The sequence below is a fragment of the Paenarthrobacter sp. NCHU4564 genome (assembly GCF_052156435.1).
Taxonomy (GTDB): Bacteria; Actinomycetota; Actinomycetes; order Actinomycetales; family Micrococcaceae; genus Arthrobacter.
Genome location: NZ_JBQLIS010000017.1, coordinates 1 through 14,889 on the forward strand (window position 1 = coordinate 1; position 14,889 = coordinate 14,889).

15 protein-coding genes are annotated in these 14,889 nt (G+C 64.1%); 7 read left to right on the forward strand and 8 right to left on the reverse strand.

The genetic code is table 11. The features are described from left to right. Positions 1-120: 120 nt before the first annotated feature. Both ACSVIE_RS15825 and panD read right to left on the reverse strand, forming a co-directional pair. On the reverse strand, positions 121-1,047 hold the full coding sequence (locus ACSVIE_RS15825; RefSeq protein WP_442424458.1) for an AEC family transporter: 927 nt from the start codon (positions 1,045-1,047) through the stop codon (positions 121-123). A 164-nt stretch (positions 1,048-1,211) separates the two neighbouring features. After that, complete coding sequence (panD, locus tag ACSVIE_RS15830) at positions 1,212-1,643, reverse strand: aspartate 1-decarboxylase (RefSeq protein WP_426004465.1); 432 nt, start codon at positions 1,641-1,643, stop codon at positions 1,212-1,214. A gap of 126 nt (positions 1,644-1,769) precedes the next feature. Between panD and ACSVIE_RS15835 the strand changes: the two genes are divergently transcribed. Further along, on the forward strand, positions 1,770-2,693 hold the full coding sequence (locus tag ACSVIE_RS15835; RefSeq protein WP_442424459.1) for an AEC family transporter: 924 nt from the start codon (positions 1,770-1,772) through the stop codon (positions 2,691-2,693). Between the two features lie 102 nt (positions 2,694-2,795). Then, positions 2,796-3,074 carry a putative quinol monooxygenase gene (locus ACSVIE_RS15840; protein ID WP_426004463.1) on the forward strand — a complete coding sequence of 93 codons (279 nt, stop codon included), beginning with the start codon at positions 2,796-2,798 and terminating at the stop codon, positions 3,072-3,074. On the opposite strand, the gene ACSVIE_RS15845 is transcribed toward ACSVIE_RS15840, so the two are convergent. Genes ACSVIE_RS15845 through ACSVIE_RS15860 form a run of 4 tightly spaced genes read right to left on the reverse strand, consistent with a single transcriptional unit; the run spans position 3,053 to position 8,146 of the window. Next, entirely contained in the window at positions 3,053-4,558 is a 1,506-nt protein-coding gene (locus ACSVIE_RS15845; RefSeq protein WP_442424460.1) for a rhamnulokinase, read from the reverse strand. The genes ACSVIE_RS15840 and ACSVIE_RS15845 overlap by 22 nt on opposite strands. Before the next feature lie 8 nt (positions 4,559-4,566). Then, positions 4,567-6,603: a bifunctional aldolase/short-chain dehydrogenase gene (locus ACSVIE_RS15850; RefSeq protein ID WP_442424461.1), complete on the reverse strand. Its 2,037-nt coding sequence runs from the start codon at positions 6,601-6,603 to the stop codon at positions 4,567-4,569. A gap of 5 nt (positions 6,604-6,608) precedes the next feature. Further along, entirely contained in the window at positions 6,609-7,775 is a 1,167-nt protein-coding gene (rhaI, locus tag ACSVIE_RS15855; RefSeq protein ID WP_442424462.1) for an L-rhamnose isomerase, read from the reverse strand. Continuing rightward, positions 7,772-8,146, reverse strand: coding sequence for an L-rhamnose mutarotase (locus ACSVIE_RS15860; RefSeq protein WP_442424463.1), 375 nt, complete (start codon positions 8,144-8,146; stop codon positions 7,772-7,774). The genes rhaI and ACSVIE_RS15860 overlap by 4 nt, the downstream gene beginning before the upstream one ends. 127 nt (positions 8,147-8,273) lie before the next feature. Here ACSVIE_RS15860 and ACSVIE_RS15865 point away from each other — a divergent pair, with 127 nt between their 5' ends. Then, the gene (locus tag ACSVIE_RS15865) at positions 8,274-9,350 is read left to right on the forward strand and encodes a LacI family DNA-binding transcriptional regulator (RefSeq protein WP_442424464.1); all 1,077 of its coding nucleotides are present in this window, start codon (positions 8,274-8,276) and stop codon (positions 9,348-9,350) included. A 2-nt stretch (positions 9,351-9,352) separates the two neighbouring features. Here ACSVIE_RS15865 and ACSVIE_RS15870 read toward each other — a convergent pair whose 3' ends face one another. Both ACSVIE_RS15870 and ACSVIE_RS15875 read right to left on the reverse strand, forming a co-directional pair. Next, positions 9,353-10,318 carry a LysR family transcriptional regulator gene (locus ACSVIE_RS15870; protein WP_426004455.1) on the reverse strand — a complete coding sequence of 322 codons (966 nt, stop codon included), beginning with the start codon at positions 10,316-10,318 and terminating at the stop codon, positions 9,353-9,355. 25 nt (positions 10,319-10,343) lie between these two features. Then, positions 10,344-11,624: an amidohydrolase gene (locus tag ACSVIE_RS15875; RefSeq protein WP_442424465.1), complete on the reverse strand. Its 1,281-nt coding sequence runs from the start codon at positions 11,622-11,624 to the stop codon at positions 10,344-10,346. A 130-nt stretch (positions 11,625-11,754) separates the two neighbouring features. Between ACSVIE_RS15875 and ACSVIE_RS15880 the strand changes: the two genes are divergently transcribed. The 4 genes from ACSVIE_RS15880 to ACSVIE_RS15895 all read left to right on the forward strand — a co-directional run bounded on the left by ACSVIE_RS15880 (position 11,755) and on the right by ACSVIE_RS15895 (position 14,889). Then, on the forward strand, positions 11,755-12,672 hold the full coding sequence (locus tag ACSVIE_RS15880; RefSeq protein ID WP_426004453.1) for a LysR family transcriptional regulator: 918 nt from the start codon (positions 11,755-11,757) through the stop codon (positions 12,670-12,672). 150 nt (positions 12,673-12,822) lie between these two features. Next, positions 12,823-13,317 carry a RidA family protein gene (locus tag ACSVIE_RS15885; protein ID WP_426004452.1) on the forward strand — a complete coding sequence of 165 codons (495 nt, stop codon included), beginning with the start codon at positions 12,823-12,825 and terminating at the stop codon, positions 13,315-13,317. Beyond that, a complete protein-coding gene (locus ACSVIE_RS15890; RefSeq protein WP_426004451.1) occupies positions 13,310-14,095 on the forward strand; it encodes a hypothetical protein in 786 nt (261 codons plus the stop codon). Before ACSVIE_RS15885 ends, ACSVIE_RS15890 begins: the two co-directional genes overlap by 8 nt. A 23-nt stretch (positions 14,096-14,118) precedes the next feature. Continuing rightward, positions 14,119-14,889, forward strand: a complete 771-nt coding sequence (locus ACSVIE_RS15895; RefSeq protein WP_426004450.1) for an amino acid ABC transporter ATP-binding protein — start codon at positions 14,119-14,121, stop codon at positions 14,887-14,889.

Sequence of the window (14,889 nt, forward strand, 5' to 3'; positions counted from 1 at the left end):
CGCCAACGATTCGACTTCTGCACCCCAAATGAGATGATCAGAACCTTCCTGTTGCGATAACCGCTAGAAACCGCCCCGTCAAAACGCGCACAAATGCGACCTACTTGGGTGAGGGGGCGGTTAGGTGAGCAGCAGAGCTATGGCGATCATCGCGGGGACGGCAACGATGGTCGTAATGAGCACCGTGTCCTTGGCCACCGTGATGCCCGCCTGATACCGGTTGGCCGCGACGAACACGTTCTGGGCGGTGGGCAGCGCGGAGGTCACCACCACCGCGAACAAGGCATGGCCGTCCATGTTCAACGCGAAGCGGGCAAACAGGTAGGCGATCAAGGGGTGCACGATCAGCTTGAAGCCGCTCGCCAGGAGGGTGTCCAGCTGTCTGCCTTCAGACTTCTGCAGGGGCCGTGAACCATTGAGGCTCATACCAAACGCCATCAGCATGGCCGGAATCGCTGCGCCACCGATGAGATGGATCGGCTCCAGGATCAGCGTCGGCACCTGGAACCCCGTGCCGGCCACGATCAGACCCAAAGCCGAGCCCACAATCATCGGGTTCTTCACGATCATCAGCAGGAAGCGCAGGGGAGTGGTCCGGTGCGTGCTGGTGCTCGCATCCAGGGCCATCAGGTAGAGCGGGGTAAAGAAGGCCAGCTGGAAAATGAGCAGCGGGGCAACGTAACTCGCATCTCCCAGGACAAACACCGCAATGGGGATGCCGAGATTCGCGGAGTTGGCCAGCGACGAACTCATGGAGGACATGAGCGACTCCGGCAGGCTCCGCTTCAACCAGAACTTGGCGATGAGGAAGAACAATAGCCCGGTGATGGTCGCCCCGACTGCCGTAACCAGCAGGGGCGCCGCGAACACATCGTGCAGTTTGGCCTTGCTCAACGTCTCGAACAGCAGGGCCGGGCTGGCGACGAAGAACGTCAACGAGCTGAGGACCGACCGCGCGTTCTCCCCGAGGATGTTGCGCCGGCCAACGAACATGCCCACCAGGATGATGGCCCACACCACGAAGAAACCGGACAGGACACCGATCATGGCGGCGTGCTGGCAGGGAAGCGGTGGGTCACCGTCCCAGCCTAATCAGATTTATTGGGTCAGTAAGCGTTTTCGGGCCAATCGTCCGTCATCCGGACACCGCGTTAAAGCACGACGGCGGCACCCGCGTGAGTGCCGCCGTCGTGGTTATGCGTGTGGCTGGGTCAGCTGAGATGCGCCGCGTTGCTCAAGGCGTGCGGCGGGCGCATCAGGCCCGGAGTGTGCGCCTCGGCAGGATCGTTGCCGAGTTGCAGGATCTGGTTGTCCGCACCTACATGGACCACTCTGGGCTCGTAGGACTTGGCCTCTTCCGTGGTCATCTGCGCGTACGTGATCAGGATGACGAGGTCGCCCACATGGACCTGGTGCGCAGCGGCACCGTTGATGCCGATCACGCCCGAACCGCGCTCGCCGGCGATGGTGTAGGTCTCCAGGCGGGCCCCGTTGGTGATGTCCACAATGGAGACGAGTTCGCCGGGGAGGATGTCGGCAGCGTCCAGAAGGTCCAGGTCAACGGTGACCGAACCGACATAGTGGAGGTCGGCATGAGTCACCGTAGCGCGGTGAATCTTGGACTTGAACATTGTGCGGATCATAATGCGATCAGTTTAGCGCGGGACCCTTCACGGGCGCTGTGACGTAGCAGACGTTCGGGCCCTGGGCGGCGTGAAAGCGGTTACCATCGCTGGGGGCCACCATCGCCGAATCAAAGGACAAGAAGCTTGGACGGAGTACTGAAAGGCTTCTTTGTGGTGGGCGTGGTCCTGTTGGTTGGTTACGTCCTGGGCAAGACCAACGCCTTGGGGCCGCAGGGCAGCAAGGTGCTCTCGACGCTCACGTTCATGGTGGGCTTGCCGAGCCTGATGTTCTCCACGATTGCGTCCCGGCACATCAGCGATGTCCTGAGCCCGACGGGCTTGATCTCGTTGGTTACGGCCTCGGCTGTCATGCTGGTGTTTGCCCTGGCCGGCGCAATTTTCCGCTGGGGTGTCAGGCGAACCACGATCGGCGCTTTGGCCACGGGCATTGTGAACTCGACCAATTTGGGCGTCCCGCTGTCCCAATACATCCTGGGCAGCACCACCTACGTGGTGCCCATCATGTTGTTCCAGCTGGCCGTGGTGACACCGATCGCCCTGACCATCCTTGACCTCACGAACCCGACTGCCACCAAAGTTTCCGTGTGGCGGATCCTGGCCACGCCTTTCAGGAACCCCGTGACCGTGGCGGCGATCCTCGGTGTCATTGTGAGCGCTTTGGGCATCGAGTTACCGTCGTGGACGCTCGATCCCCTCAGGCTTGTGGCCCAACTCGCGGTGCCGCTCATGCTGATCATTTTTGGCATGTCGTTGCATGGATTGTCCGCCGGGCAGGGGATCGGGGAGAGGGCTCCCACGGCGCTGGCCATCGCCTTGAAATCCGTGATCCAGCCGGCAATGGCGTGGGTGCTGGCGGTCTTTGTTTTCCGCCTCGATTCCTTCAGCACCTTTGTTGTCACGGCCTGCGCAATCCTCCCCACCGGGCAGAACGTGGTGCTCTATGCACTCAGGTATGGGGTGGGCCAGAAGATCGCACAATCAACCGCCGTGACCACGTCAATCCTTGCAGTGCCGCTGCTGCTGGGGGCGGCGTGGGTGATGGGGTAGCGCGTGGCCGCGCCGGGCCGGAATCGTGAAGTCGCGGCAAACACGCCAGGACCCCTGGAAAGTTCCGGCGACCACGCACGTTTCCCGCGAACAGGAGGAACCATGACCGAAGTACGTCTTACTGGGCAACTCGTCTGCCAGGACCTGGATGAGGCGGCGATCGTCGTCGAGCATCTGGCCCGCCACGTCGAATTGACGCTCGCCGAACCCGGCTGCGTCTCCTTCCAAGTGAACGCAACCGAGGACCCCTGCGTGTGGCAGGTCGATGAATTGTTCGACGACGCCGCATCATTCAGGGCACACCAAGACCGCGTCGCTGCCAGCGAATGGGGCCGGGCCACGGCCGGCATCCAGCGCCGCTATACGGTGACGGGACTCTGACGACCAATCTCGTAGCGCACCAGTTCCGTACCTGAGGCCACAAGCGAGCGCAGTTCAGCCAGCCCGCCCGTGACCACTCCGGCGGCCCGGGCCTGCACCAGCACATTGCCCAGCGCGGTCGCCTCCACCGGCCCCGCGATCACGGGTTTGCCGGTAGCGTCCGCGGTCAGTTGGCAGAGGAGCCGGTTCTGGGAGCCGCCGCCCACTATGTGCACCACGCTGGTGCTGCGGCCGGTGAGCCGTTCGGCGTCGGCCAGCGTCCGTGCGTAACCTGCTGCAAGGCTGTCCATGATGCAGCGCACGACGGCGGCAGGCCGGTCCGCGAGTACGTCGCCGTTGTGCCGAACGGCTGCGCGGATGCGTTCGGGCATGTTGTCCGGCGCCGTGAACGTGGGATCGTCAGCGTTGATCTGCGGACCACCCGGCGGCAATGCCGCGGCGGCGTCGAGCAGGGCAGGCAGTGATTGGCTGAAGCCCTGGGCTGCCCAGGTGCGTTGGCATTCGCTGAGCAACCACAGCCCGCCGACGTTGCGAAGGTAGCGGATGGTTCCGTCCACGCCGCGCTCGTTGGTGAAGTTCGCTGTCCGGCTGGCTTCAGTGAGCACCGGTGCATCCAGCTCCACGCCCACCAGGGACCACGTGCCGGAGGAAATGTAGGCGAAATCCTGGTCCAGCGCGGGGACGGCTGCGACGGCCGAGGCGGTGTCGTGGGAACCCACGGCAACTACGACGGTGTCCTCGGGAAGCCCGGTCTGCTCGCGGATCGCAGGCAGGAGGGTGCCGACTGTTTCCCCGGGTTGGATGAGCGGTGGGAAGATGTCCCGTGACAGCCCCAAGGCGTCCAGGAACTCTGTGGCCCACTGGCCGGAAACAGCATCGAACAGCCCGGTGGTGGACGCGTTCGTGGCTTCGGTCCGGCGGACTCCGGTCAGGAGGAAGGCGATCAGGTCCGGGATGAGAAGTGCCTGCAATCCGTCGAGCACTGCCTCGGCGGCGAGTTGGTACACGGTGTTGAACTGCAGGAACTGCAATCCCGTGGTCGCGTAGAGCTTCTCCGGGGGGATGGCCGCGTGGACCCGTGAGACGGTGGAACGGCTGCGCTCGTCGCGGTAGCTGAAGGGCACTGAGACCAATTCCCCCGAAGAGTTCACCAGTCCGTAGTCCACCGCCCACGTATCGATCCCAATGCTGGCGATCCGTTCCCCCTTCGCCGCTGCTACCGAAGCAGCGGCCGCCAGGCCCTTGAGTACCTCGGCGAAGAGGGCGTCGAAGTCCCAGTGGAGTCCGCCGTCGAGCTCCACGACCCCGTTGGGAAAACGGTGGACGGTCTCCAGAGTGGCGCCTGTGGAGGGGCAGACGCGGCCGAGCATGACGCGACCGGAGGACGCGCCGATGTCGATGGCGGCGAAGACTTGTTTGGCATGGGGAGCGGGCACCGCCCCGGCGTTGGCCGGGGCGGTGCTCGTCGTTGCAGCGTTGTTCACGATGTGACCTATCGGAGGAACGCTGCCGCGACGCCGGCGTCCACGGGGATGTGGAGGCCGGTGGTGTGGGAGAGTTCGTTGCTGGTGAGCACTGCGGCGGCGTTGGCTACGTGTTCGGGGAGCACTTCGCGTTTGAGGAGGGTGCGTTGGGCGTAGTACTTGCCCAGTTCCTGCTCGTCCACCCCGTACACAGCCGCCCGCTTGGCTCCCCAGCCGCCGGCGAAGATGCCGGAGCCGCGGACCACGCCGTCGGGGTTGATGCCGTTGACGCGGATGCCGTGATCGCCGAGTTCCGCGGCGAGCAGGCGGACCTGGTGGGCTTGGTCGGCTTTGGTGGCGGAGTAGGCGATGTTGTTCGGGCCGGCGAACACGGAGTTCTTGGAGGAGATGTAGATGATGTCTCCGCCCAGGCCCTGGTCGATCATGACCTTCGCTGCGGCCTTGGACACCAGGAACGAGCCCTTGGCCATGACGTTGTGCTGCAGGTCCCAGTCCTTCTCGGTGGTTTCCAGCAACGGCTTGGAGATGGACAGGCCGGCGTTGTTGACCACCAGGTCCAGGCCACCGAAGGCGAGCACGGCCTCGGCGATCGCGGCGTCGATCTGGGCTTCGTCGGTCACGTCGGCCTGGACGCCGATGGCGACGTCGGGTCCCCCCAGTTCCTCTGCAACCTTCTCCGCGTTCTCAAGGTTGAGGTCGGCAATCACCACGCAGGCGCCGTCGGACGCCAGACGGGTGGCGATGGCCTTGCCGATGCCCGACGCCGCACCGGTCACCAAAGCGATGCGGGTCGCGTGGGACTTGGGTTTGGGCATGCGGGCGAGCTTGGCTTCTTCCAGGGCCCAGTATTCGATGCGGAACTTCTCGGATTCCTCGATCGGGGCGTACGTGGAGATCGCCTCGGCCCCGCGCATCACATTGATCGCGTTGATATAGAACTCCCCGGCCACCCGTGCGGTCTGCTTGTCCTTGCCGAAGGAGAACATACCCACGCCCGGGACCAGCACGATCGCCGGGTCCGCGCCGCGCAGCGCGGGTGAATCTGCGTCCGCGTGGCGGTCGTAGTAGGCCTGGTAGTCCTGCCGGTATTCGGCGTGCAGCTCCTTCAGGCGGGCCACGGAGTCTTCGATGGAGGCGTCCGCGGGCAGGTCGAGGATGAGGGGTTTGACCTTGGTACGGAGGAAGTGGTCCGGGCAGGAGGTGCCGAGCGCGCCAAGGCGCAGGTGCTCGGTCGCGGCCAGGAATTCAAGCACGACGGCGTCATCGCTGAAGTGCCCCAGCTGCGGTTTGTCGGTGGAGGCCAGGCCGCGGATCACCGGGGCCAACGCTGCTGCCTTGGCCCTGCGCTCGGCTTCGGGGAGGGCGCCGTAGCCCGGCAGGGCAGGGCCGAAGGGCTGTTCCTTGCCGTTCTCCTTGATGTAGGTTTCGGCGGTGTCGATGATCCAGAGGGAGTTGGCCTCGGCCTCCTCGGACGTGGCGCCCCACGCGGTGATGCCGTGCCCGCCCAGGATGGTGCCGATGGCCTGCGGGTTGGCTTCCTTGATCGCTGCGATATCCAAACCCAGCTGGAACCCGGGACGACGCCAGGGAACCCACACCACCTTGTCACCGAAAATCTTGGACGTGAGCGCTTCGCCGTCCACCGCCGTCGCGACCGCAATGCCCGAGTCCGGGTGCAGGTGGTCCACGTGCGCGGCGTCCACCAGGCCGTGCATGGCGGTATCGATCGACGGCGCTGCGCCGCCCTTGCCGTGCAGGCAGTAATCGAACGCGGCCACCATTTCGTCTTCACGCTCGACGCCGGGGTACACGGCTTTGAGCGCCTGGAGCCGGTCGAGCCGGAGGACAGCAAGGTTCTCCGCTTTCAGGGTGCCCAGGTCACCGCCGGATCCCTTGACCCAGAGGAGCTCGACGTCCTGGCCGGTGACCGGGTCCTTCTCGGTGCCCTTGGCGGAGGTGTTGCCGCCGGCGAAGTTGGTGTTCCGCTTGTCCGCGCCGAGGCGGTTGGAACGGGTGATCAGGTCTTCAACAGTTTTGTTGCTCATTTGAATTAAGCGCCCCATCCGGCTTGCTGGCCGCCTGCGCGGTCCTCGTTGATCTTCTTCTGGTAGCCGCTGGCCTTGTAGGCAGCGATCGGGTCGGCGGGCAGGCCGCGGGATTCACGCCATTCGGCCAGGACCGGGCGGACATCGGTGTAGAAGGCATCGTTGAAAATGCCGTTCGCGGCCAGGACATCCCCGGCACGCTGGGCCTCGTTCAATGCTGCGGTGTCCACCAGCAGGGCGCGGGCAGTCATTTCCTGCACGTTGAGCACCGAGCGGATCTGGCCCGGGATCTTCTCTTCCAGGTTGTGGCACTGGTCCAGCATGAGCGCAACTCCCGATTCTGCACCGAAGCCGCCACCGCGGATGACCTCGTGCATGATGCGGAACAACTGGAACGGGTCAGCCGCGCCGACGATCAGGTCGTCATCGGCGTAGAAGCGGGAGTTGAAGTCGAACGACCCGAGCTTGCCCAGGCGCAGGAGCTGCATCACGATGAACTCGATATTGGTGCCCGGGGCGTGGTGGCCGGTGTCCAGGCACACGAAGGCCTTCTCACCCAAGGCAAGTGTCTGGGCGTAGGAGGTACCCCAGTCCGGAACATCGGTGTGGTAGAAAGCGGGCTCGAAGAACTTGTACTCCAACACCAGCCGCTGCTCATCGCCCAAGGCAGCGTAGATTTCCTGGAGCGACTCGGCCAAGCGGTCCTGCCGGCCGCGCATGTCGTCCTGGCCCGGGTAATTTGTGCCGTCGGCCAGCCAGATCTTCAAATCCCGGGAACCGGTGGCGTGCATAATCCCGATGCAGTCCAAGTGATGCTCAATCGCCCGGCGGCGGACCGATTCGTTGGACGAAGTCAGGGAACCGAACTTGTACTCATCATCCTGGAACGTGTTCGAGTTGATCGTGCCCAAACCAACGCCGAGCCCTTCCGCATACTCCCGGAGCTCCGAGTAGTCCTCCACCTTGTCCCACGGGATATGCAGCGCCACAGTAGGTGCGAGCCCCGTGAGCTCGTGAACCTTCGCGGCGTCGGCGATCTTCTCCTGGACGGTGCGAGGCGTACCCGGAGTGCCGAAGACCTTGAACCGGGTCCCCGAATTCCCATAGGCCCAGGACGGCACTTCAATGGCCAGTTCCCCCAAGCGGCCAAGGGCCGATTCTGTGGTGTTCATGCTTGTTCCTTCTGATGGGTAGGGGCGTTGCCGGCTTCGGAAGCCGAAGCCAGTTGGTCTTCCAGGTTGAAAACTTCCTCGACGATTTCGAAGCCCTCGTCCGGAGGGACATCGCTGTTGGCAAAGAGTGTGGCCATCTCGGTCTGCCATCGTGCGTTGACCTCCGTGAGGGCCATTCGGGCTTGTGCCGCCTGGTAGTCCTCACATTCCAAGTAGCCGATCAACTGTCCGTCTGACGCCAGAAAGAGCGAGTAGTTGTTCCAGCCCGCATCTTTGAGCGCACGGAGCATTTCCGGCCATACGGCGGCGTGGCGGCGCTTGTACTCGTCCATCAACTCTGGCTGGACGGAGGAGCGGAAACATACCCTCATCTGTGGTTCTCCGGGGTTACTCGTCTTTGAATCGTTTCATTTGTTACGATTCAAACTACCCCGCACAAAAGGGGGTGTCAAGGCATTGCCTGTACTTGAGAATTCGAGCCCGGGGAGATCGGAAAGCATGTCCCAAACAGCGAGCATCAAAGACGTCGCCACCCATGCCAAGGTTGCCGTGGGTACCGTGTCCAATGTGCTGAATTACCCGGACAGGGTGTCGCAGCGGACCAAGGAGCGCGTCCTCAAGTCCATCGCTGAACTGGGTTTCGTCCGCAACGACGCTGCCCGGCAACTCCGCGCAGGCCAGAGCCGCACCATCGGCTTGGTGGTACTCGACGTCGGAAACCCCTTCTTTTCGTCTGTCGCCCGGGCGGCCGAGGACGCCGCAACGGCGATGGGGAGTGTAGTCCTCGTGGGGGACAGTGGCCAGGATGCTGCCCGCGAAGCGCATTACATGGACCTGTTCCAGGAGCAGCGTGTCCAGGGTCTGCTCATCTCACCCGTGTGCGATGTTTCCGAACGGATCGATACCCTGCGCGAGCGCGGCGTGCCCACGGTGTTGGTGGACCAGCTCGCTGATGAAGGCCGCTGCAGCTCGGTCTCCGTTGATGACGAAGAAGGTGGCTATCTGGCCGCCCGGCACCTGCTGGACATCGGCCGCCGTCGTTTGGCTTTTGTGGGCAGCCCCTCCATCCGCCAGGTGGCGCACCGCCTTAAGGGTGCGCAACGTGCTGTTTCCGAGGTGGAAGGTGCATCCATTGAGGTCCTCGACTCTGCAGGCCAGACCGTCCTGGCGGGACGGCAGGTAGGCAACAAGCTGGTGGAGCGGGAACCGGGAGAGCGCCCCGAAGCCGTCTTCTGTTCCAACGACCTCCTGGCGCTCGGCGTCATGCAGTCACTCACCATGCTGCGGACTGTTCGCATTCCGGAGGACGTGGCGCTGATTGGCTACGACGACATCGATTTCGCCATCTCCGCAGTCGTCCCGTTGTCCTCCATCCGCCAGCCCACCGAGGCGCTGGGGCGGACCGCCGTCGAGCTTCTCGCCGAGGAGCAGGAGAGCGGTGGGACCAAGCACCGCGCCGTCGTGTTCACTCCCGAGCTCGGGGTCCGCAAACGCACCGCCGGCGCCCCCACGTCGGTCGAATTTGTGCGCTTTTTGAGCGTACAAAACGCGCACAAATGCGACCCAGTTGGGTGAGATTACGACGCGCGGAGGCTCGTCAGGTAGCCGAGCGGCACCACAGCATCGGGCTGCTTCGTCTGACGGGAGATGCCGGGCGCTGAGGCGGCAAGGCGGTCCGCCGAGCGGCCGAGGCATTGCAGGATGCTGGTGATGGAAACGCCGGTCTCCGACTTCTGGTGAAGGGCGGAGATATGCCGCCGGGCGACGCAGCCGCTGATGGTCCTGGCCACGATCTTGTCCGTAGCAACATGGTCGAGCGCTGGCACGAGCGCAATGCCCACCCCGGACCGCACCATGCCGCGGATGGCGTCGTAGTTGTTGCTCCGCACACTGATGCGCGGCGCGAACCCTCCACTCGCACACAGGTGCCTGAGGCATGCGTCACCGGAGGAGTCCTCCTTGGTGGACACCCAGCCCTCCTTTGCCAGATCCTGGAGAGTGATGGAGTCGGCCCCGGCAAGCCTGTGGTTCTCCGGCAGCAGGAGCATGAGTTCCTCGGCCAGCAGTGGAACGGCCGCAACATTGGAGGGCCACTGCTGCGGGACGAGGTCGTAGTGGAACACCACCGCGACATCCAGGGCAGCATCCCGGACCATGCCCGCCAGTTCGGCAGGGCAGTCCTCTTCAAGTTCCACGGTGGAGTTGGGGTGCCGGCGGAGGTAGGACGCCAGTCCCGAGGGCAGCAGCCGTTGGCTGGCGGTACTGAAGCTCCCCAGTCGCATCAGGCCGTAGTTGCCTTTGCTGAACCCCTTGATCTCGTCCTCCAGCGTGACGAGTGCGTTGATAATGTCGCTTGCCCGGGCGGCCAGGAACTTCGCCGCCTCCGTGGGGCGGATGCTCTGCGCGTCGCGTTCCACCAGCGGCGCCTGCACGGCCCGTTCGAGAGCGGCAACCTGTTGGGATACCGCTGATCCTGTGTATCCAATCTCACGGGCAGCGTCTGCGAAGGAGCCCGTCCGGAGGACCACTGACAGCGTGCGCAAATGGACTGGATTTAACACGGCATTGCTACTTTCCAGAAGGTGGTGTGAGGAGTTGCGCCACGTTCACCGCTCCACCTGCGGCCTCGAAATCCAACTGCGCCTGCTCGCGGAGCCGCTCATCTGCCAGATAGTCGGCCATGGTCAAGGCCAAGCCGATGGCGCCGTCCACTACGGCTTGGTCGCCTGACGGGCTGATGGCGTGCTGGCCGAACTCCACCGTGTGCATGGGCGTGGCTTCGCGGGAGATGCTGATCGTCGGATGGATGGACGGAATCCGCAGGCTGAGGTTCCCCAGGTCGGTCGACCAGCCGCCACCCACCAGTTCCGTTTCCAAGGTGATGCTGCGCCCGCGCTCGGAGATATGCCGGTGGTATCTGGCCGCCAGGGCCTGGTTGCTGCGGACCGGCAAGTACGCGGGGAACGGATCCCACGTAGTCTCCAGCCGGGTTCCCGTCATGAGCGCCGCCCCCTCCAGGATGTTCTGCACCTTCTCCGACAGCTCAACCAGTCCGTCCGGGTCAAGGGAACGGATTTCGACGACGGCGCTCGCCAGGTGGGGGACGACGTTCACCGCTGACCCGCCCTCGACAATGAGGCAGTGGAGCCGATCCGTGGCGGGGATGTGCTGGCGCAGTGCCGCTATTCCCTGGTAGGCCGCGACCACGGCGTCGAGGGCATTTCGGCCCAGCTGTGGCGCCGACGATGCATGCGCGGCGACGCCGTGGAAGGTCACATCCACATCCCGGACTGCCAGGGATGCGAAGGACGCAACCTCGTATTCACCCGTGAACGGATGCAGCATGACGACGGCGTCGACGTCGTCGAACGCGCCGGCCCGGGCCATGAGTTCTTTGCCGTTGCCGTTCTCTTCGGCGGGGGTCCCCATCAGGACAACCGATCCGCCGAGGTGTTCAATCTGCGAAGCGAGCCCAATAAAAGCTCCGACGGCCGCTGCGCAGATGACGTTGTGTCCGCAGCCGTGGCCTACGCCGGGCAAGGCATCGTATTCGGCCAGGACTGCAATCCTGGGTGAACCCGAGCCCACCTCTGCGCGCAGGGAGGTTCGCAGGCCGTACCGTCCCGCCTGAACCTTGAAGCCCCGGTAGCGGAGGAAGTCGGCTACGAAGGCGGCTGACAGTCGCTCCTCAAAGCCAACTTCGGCGATGCCGTGGATGCCATGGCTGAGTTCGCGAAGATCAGGTGCGAGGTCCTCGATGGTGCTCGCGATGGTCCGCGCGAGGGAGTCAGTGGCTCCGAGGATGCCAGTGAGGGCAGGGCTGGACGGGTGGGTTCCCACGGTGTTCACGTGGCGTCCTTTCGGGGGAAGTTCTTGGGTGGCTTGCTGCCGGGCATCATTGCCCGGTAGCAAGCTCGTTGTTTAACTTAAGATACATTCGGATCTGACTTAAGAACAGCTAACCATGCAAGAATGTTCCATGACCGAAAAGCCGCTCCCGGATGTCTCCCGTCTTCGCCTCCTCAACGAGGTAGCGCGGCAAGGATCGCTGGCTGGCGCAGCCCGGGTCCTCGGCATCACGTCATCGGCGGTTTCGCAGCAAATCAGCATCCTGGAGCGGGAAGCCGGAGTGCAGCTCCTGGACCGCTCATCCCGCGGTGCCGGCCTGACCGGAGCCGGCGAGATCCTGGTGGAACGGGCGCGGGCGGTGATCCGGCTCCTCGAAGAAACTCGCGCCGAGATGGACCAGCTCAGTGGCGATCTCGCAGGCAGGGTGCGGATCGGCTCCATTCCCTCCCTTGCCCGGAATGTCCTCCTGCCGGTCGCGGAAAAGCTTGAGGTGACTGCGCCCGACGTCGAACTTACCGTCAACGTGGTGGAACCGGTGGACAGCATCGAGCAATTGCTGAACGGAGCCTTGGACGTTGCGATCGTAGACCTCTACGACAACGTGCCCGTGGCATTCCCTGACTACCTGGTGACCCGCGAGGTCATGAACGAACCCCTGGTGCTGGTGACGGCCCCTGACTACAAGGTGCCGCCGCGGCTGAAGCTGACCGACCTCAAAGACGCCGACTGGGTTCTCACTCCTGAAGCCGGGGCCTGCGGGCAGGCCGTGCGCTTTGCCTGCCGGACCGAGGGGTTCGAGCCCAGGGGCAGTTGGGTGGTGGACGATCTGCTCCTGCTGGTTGAAGCCATTTCCCGCGGAAGGGGCATCTCGCTGCTGCCCCCGTTGTCCGTGGATGACACGGTGGCGCCCGTCGGGATCCATGCCTTCGACAAACCGGGGATCCGGCGCCGCGTCCTGACGGTCACCCGCAGCAGCGACGCCCGGCGCCCCATCGTCAAGGCCGTCCTGGACGAAATCCACACCCTCCTTGGTGCCGCGGCCGCCTGAGCCGGGCTCCGCCGTCGAACCTTAAACAGCAGCCCAAGAAAGTCTTGCGGCAGCCCCAGCAAACCTCGTTCTGTTGCCCGGTTGAAGGCCTGTTTTTCGTTCCATGCTTGAAGTGATCAGTGACGATCACCACAAAGGAGAACGAAAGACATGACCATCCTCGAACGCCGTTTCGCAGAACTTCCCGGCCACTGGCAGGTGCCTGGCCACTTCAAGATCAACCACAGCCACGGCATCCGCGTGGGGGACATGATCTACGTCGGTGGCCAGGAGGATCTCGACGAACAGGGCAACGTCCGCAACCCCGGCGACATCGTGGCCCAGTGCAAATCCGTCATGGAGTCGCTGAAGCGGGTCATCGAGGAACTCGGCGGAACCATGGGCGACGTCGTCCAGTTCAACACCTTCTACGCCGGTGAACTCAGCTACGAGGAATGGCAGCGTACCTACGACATCCGCTTCAGCTACTTCCCGGCCCCCGGCCCCACGGCCACCGGCATCCTGATCGGCGAGGAACTGAACCTGCCGGGCATCAGGGTGGAGGTCAACGCGGTTGCGATCGTTGGCAGCGCGGCCACCCGCGTGGAAGCGTTCGACGGCGGCACTCCGGCGCTGCTCGACGTTCCGGGCGAGCGCAATGACTAGCATCAAGCCCCAGCTCGGCGTCATCCTCTGCGACCTCGACTCGTATCCCGTGGACTATGTGGAGTGCCTTACCCCGGATGCGCCCGGCATCAGCGGCAACCCCGTGGGCTTCTTCGAAAACCCGGCCAGTTGGCAGGGACTTCCCGTTGCCTACGCCGTGGCCCGCGGCGCCCGCGTCGAGCCCCTGGTCAACGGTGAACCTGAAGCCATCGAAGCCTTCTGGGCGGCGAGCGAAAAGCTCGCCCACTGCCCCCTGGTCATCACCGACTGCGGCTTCTTTTTCTACGCACGCAAGGACATGCGCCAAACCGCCAACGTCATCACCAGCGGCCTCGACCTGTTGCCGATTGCCTCGGTACTGACCAGCAAGGACATCGGCATCCTTACGGTCTCGGAGCCCCTTGCCACCAAGCTCCTTGGCGACCACGTGTTGTCCTCCCGCATTGTCATTGCCGGAATGGAAAGCGAGGCCGGTTGGGCCACCATGCTCACCAACGACCACGCCCTCGGCAACGGCTGGGACCAGGCGTTGCTGAAGGAAGGCGTGGCCGCCGTGGCCAAGCGGGAGTTCGGCCCGGGCGGGCGCTTGGAAAACATCGGCGTCCTGGTCCTCGAATGCACGCTCCTGCCTGAATTCCGCCAGGAGATCCGCAAGTACACCAACGTGCCGATTCTCGACGTCGCCTCCTTCGCGCTGAACGCGCTGGGCAAAGGGTTCGACGCCGGTGCTGCCGCCGGCACCCTGCCACCCTCCCCACAGTTCGCGCCAGAGCAATGACCCAAGTCAGGAACGAATCAACCATGCAAGAAGACACCGAACAGCATCGGACGGCCATATTGCTGGAATCCGTGGTGAAACGGTTCGGGGAGCACACGGTGATCAACGATGTCTCGTTGTCCGTCCGCGAGGGCGAAGTAGTCGCCATCATTGGGCCGAGCGGCGCCGGCAAGAGCACCTTGCTCAGGTGCATCAACCTGTTGGAAGTCCCGGACAGCGGTCGCATCACGGTCGAAGGCAACCACGTAGACGCCGGAACCGACATCAGCCATAAGGACCTGGTCCGTTTGCGCCGCAACGTGGGCATGGTGTTCCAGTCCTTCAACCTCTTCCCGCACATGACAGTCCTCCGGAACATTTCCCTGCCCCAGGAACGTGTGCTGGGCAGGACCCGGGCCGAAGCCGACGCCCGTTCCTTGACGTTGCTCGAGCGGGTGGGCCTGACGGACAAGGCGCAGCAATACCCGGGCCGTTGTTCCGGGGGCCAGCAGCAACGCATCGCGATTGCCCGGGCGCTGGCACTCGATCCGCAGGTCATGCTGTTCGATGAGCCAACGTCGGCCCTTGACCCCGAGGTAGGCCTGGAAGTCCTTGCCGTCATGCGGGAACTGGCCGCAGAGGGCATGACCATGGTGGTGGTGACCCACGAGATGCAGTTCGCCAGGGACGTCTCGGATCGCGTGGTGGTGATGGCCGACGGCGCCATTTTGGAGCAAGGTGACCCGGCCGACGTCTTTACCTCCCCCAGCATGGACCGCACGCGGAAGTTCCTGCGGGCCGTATTGGAGCGCTGA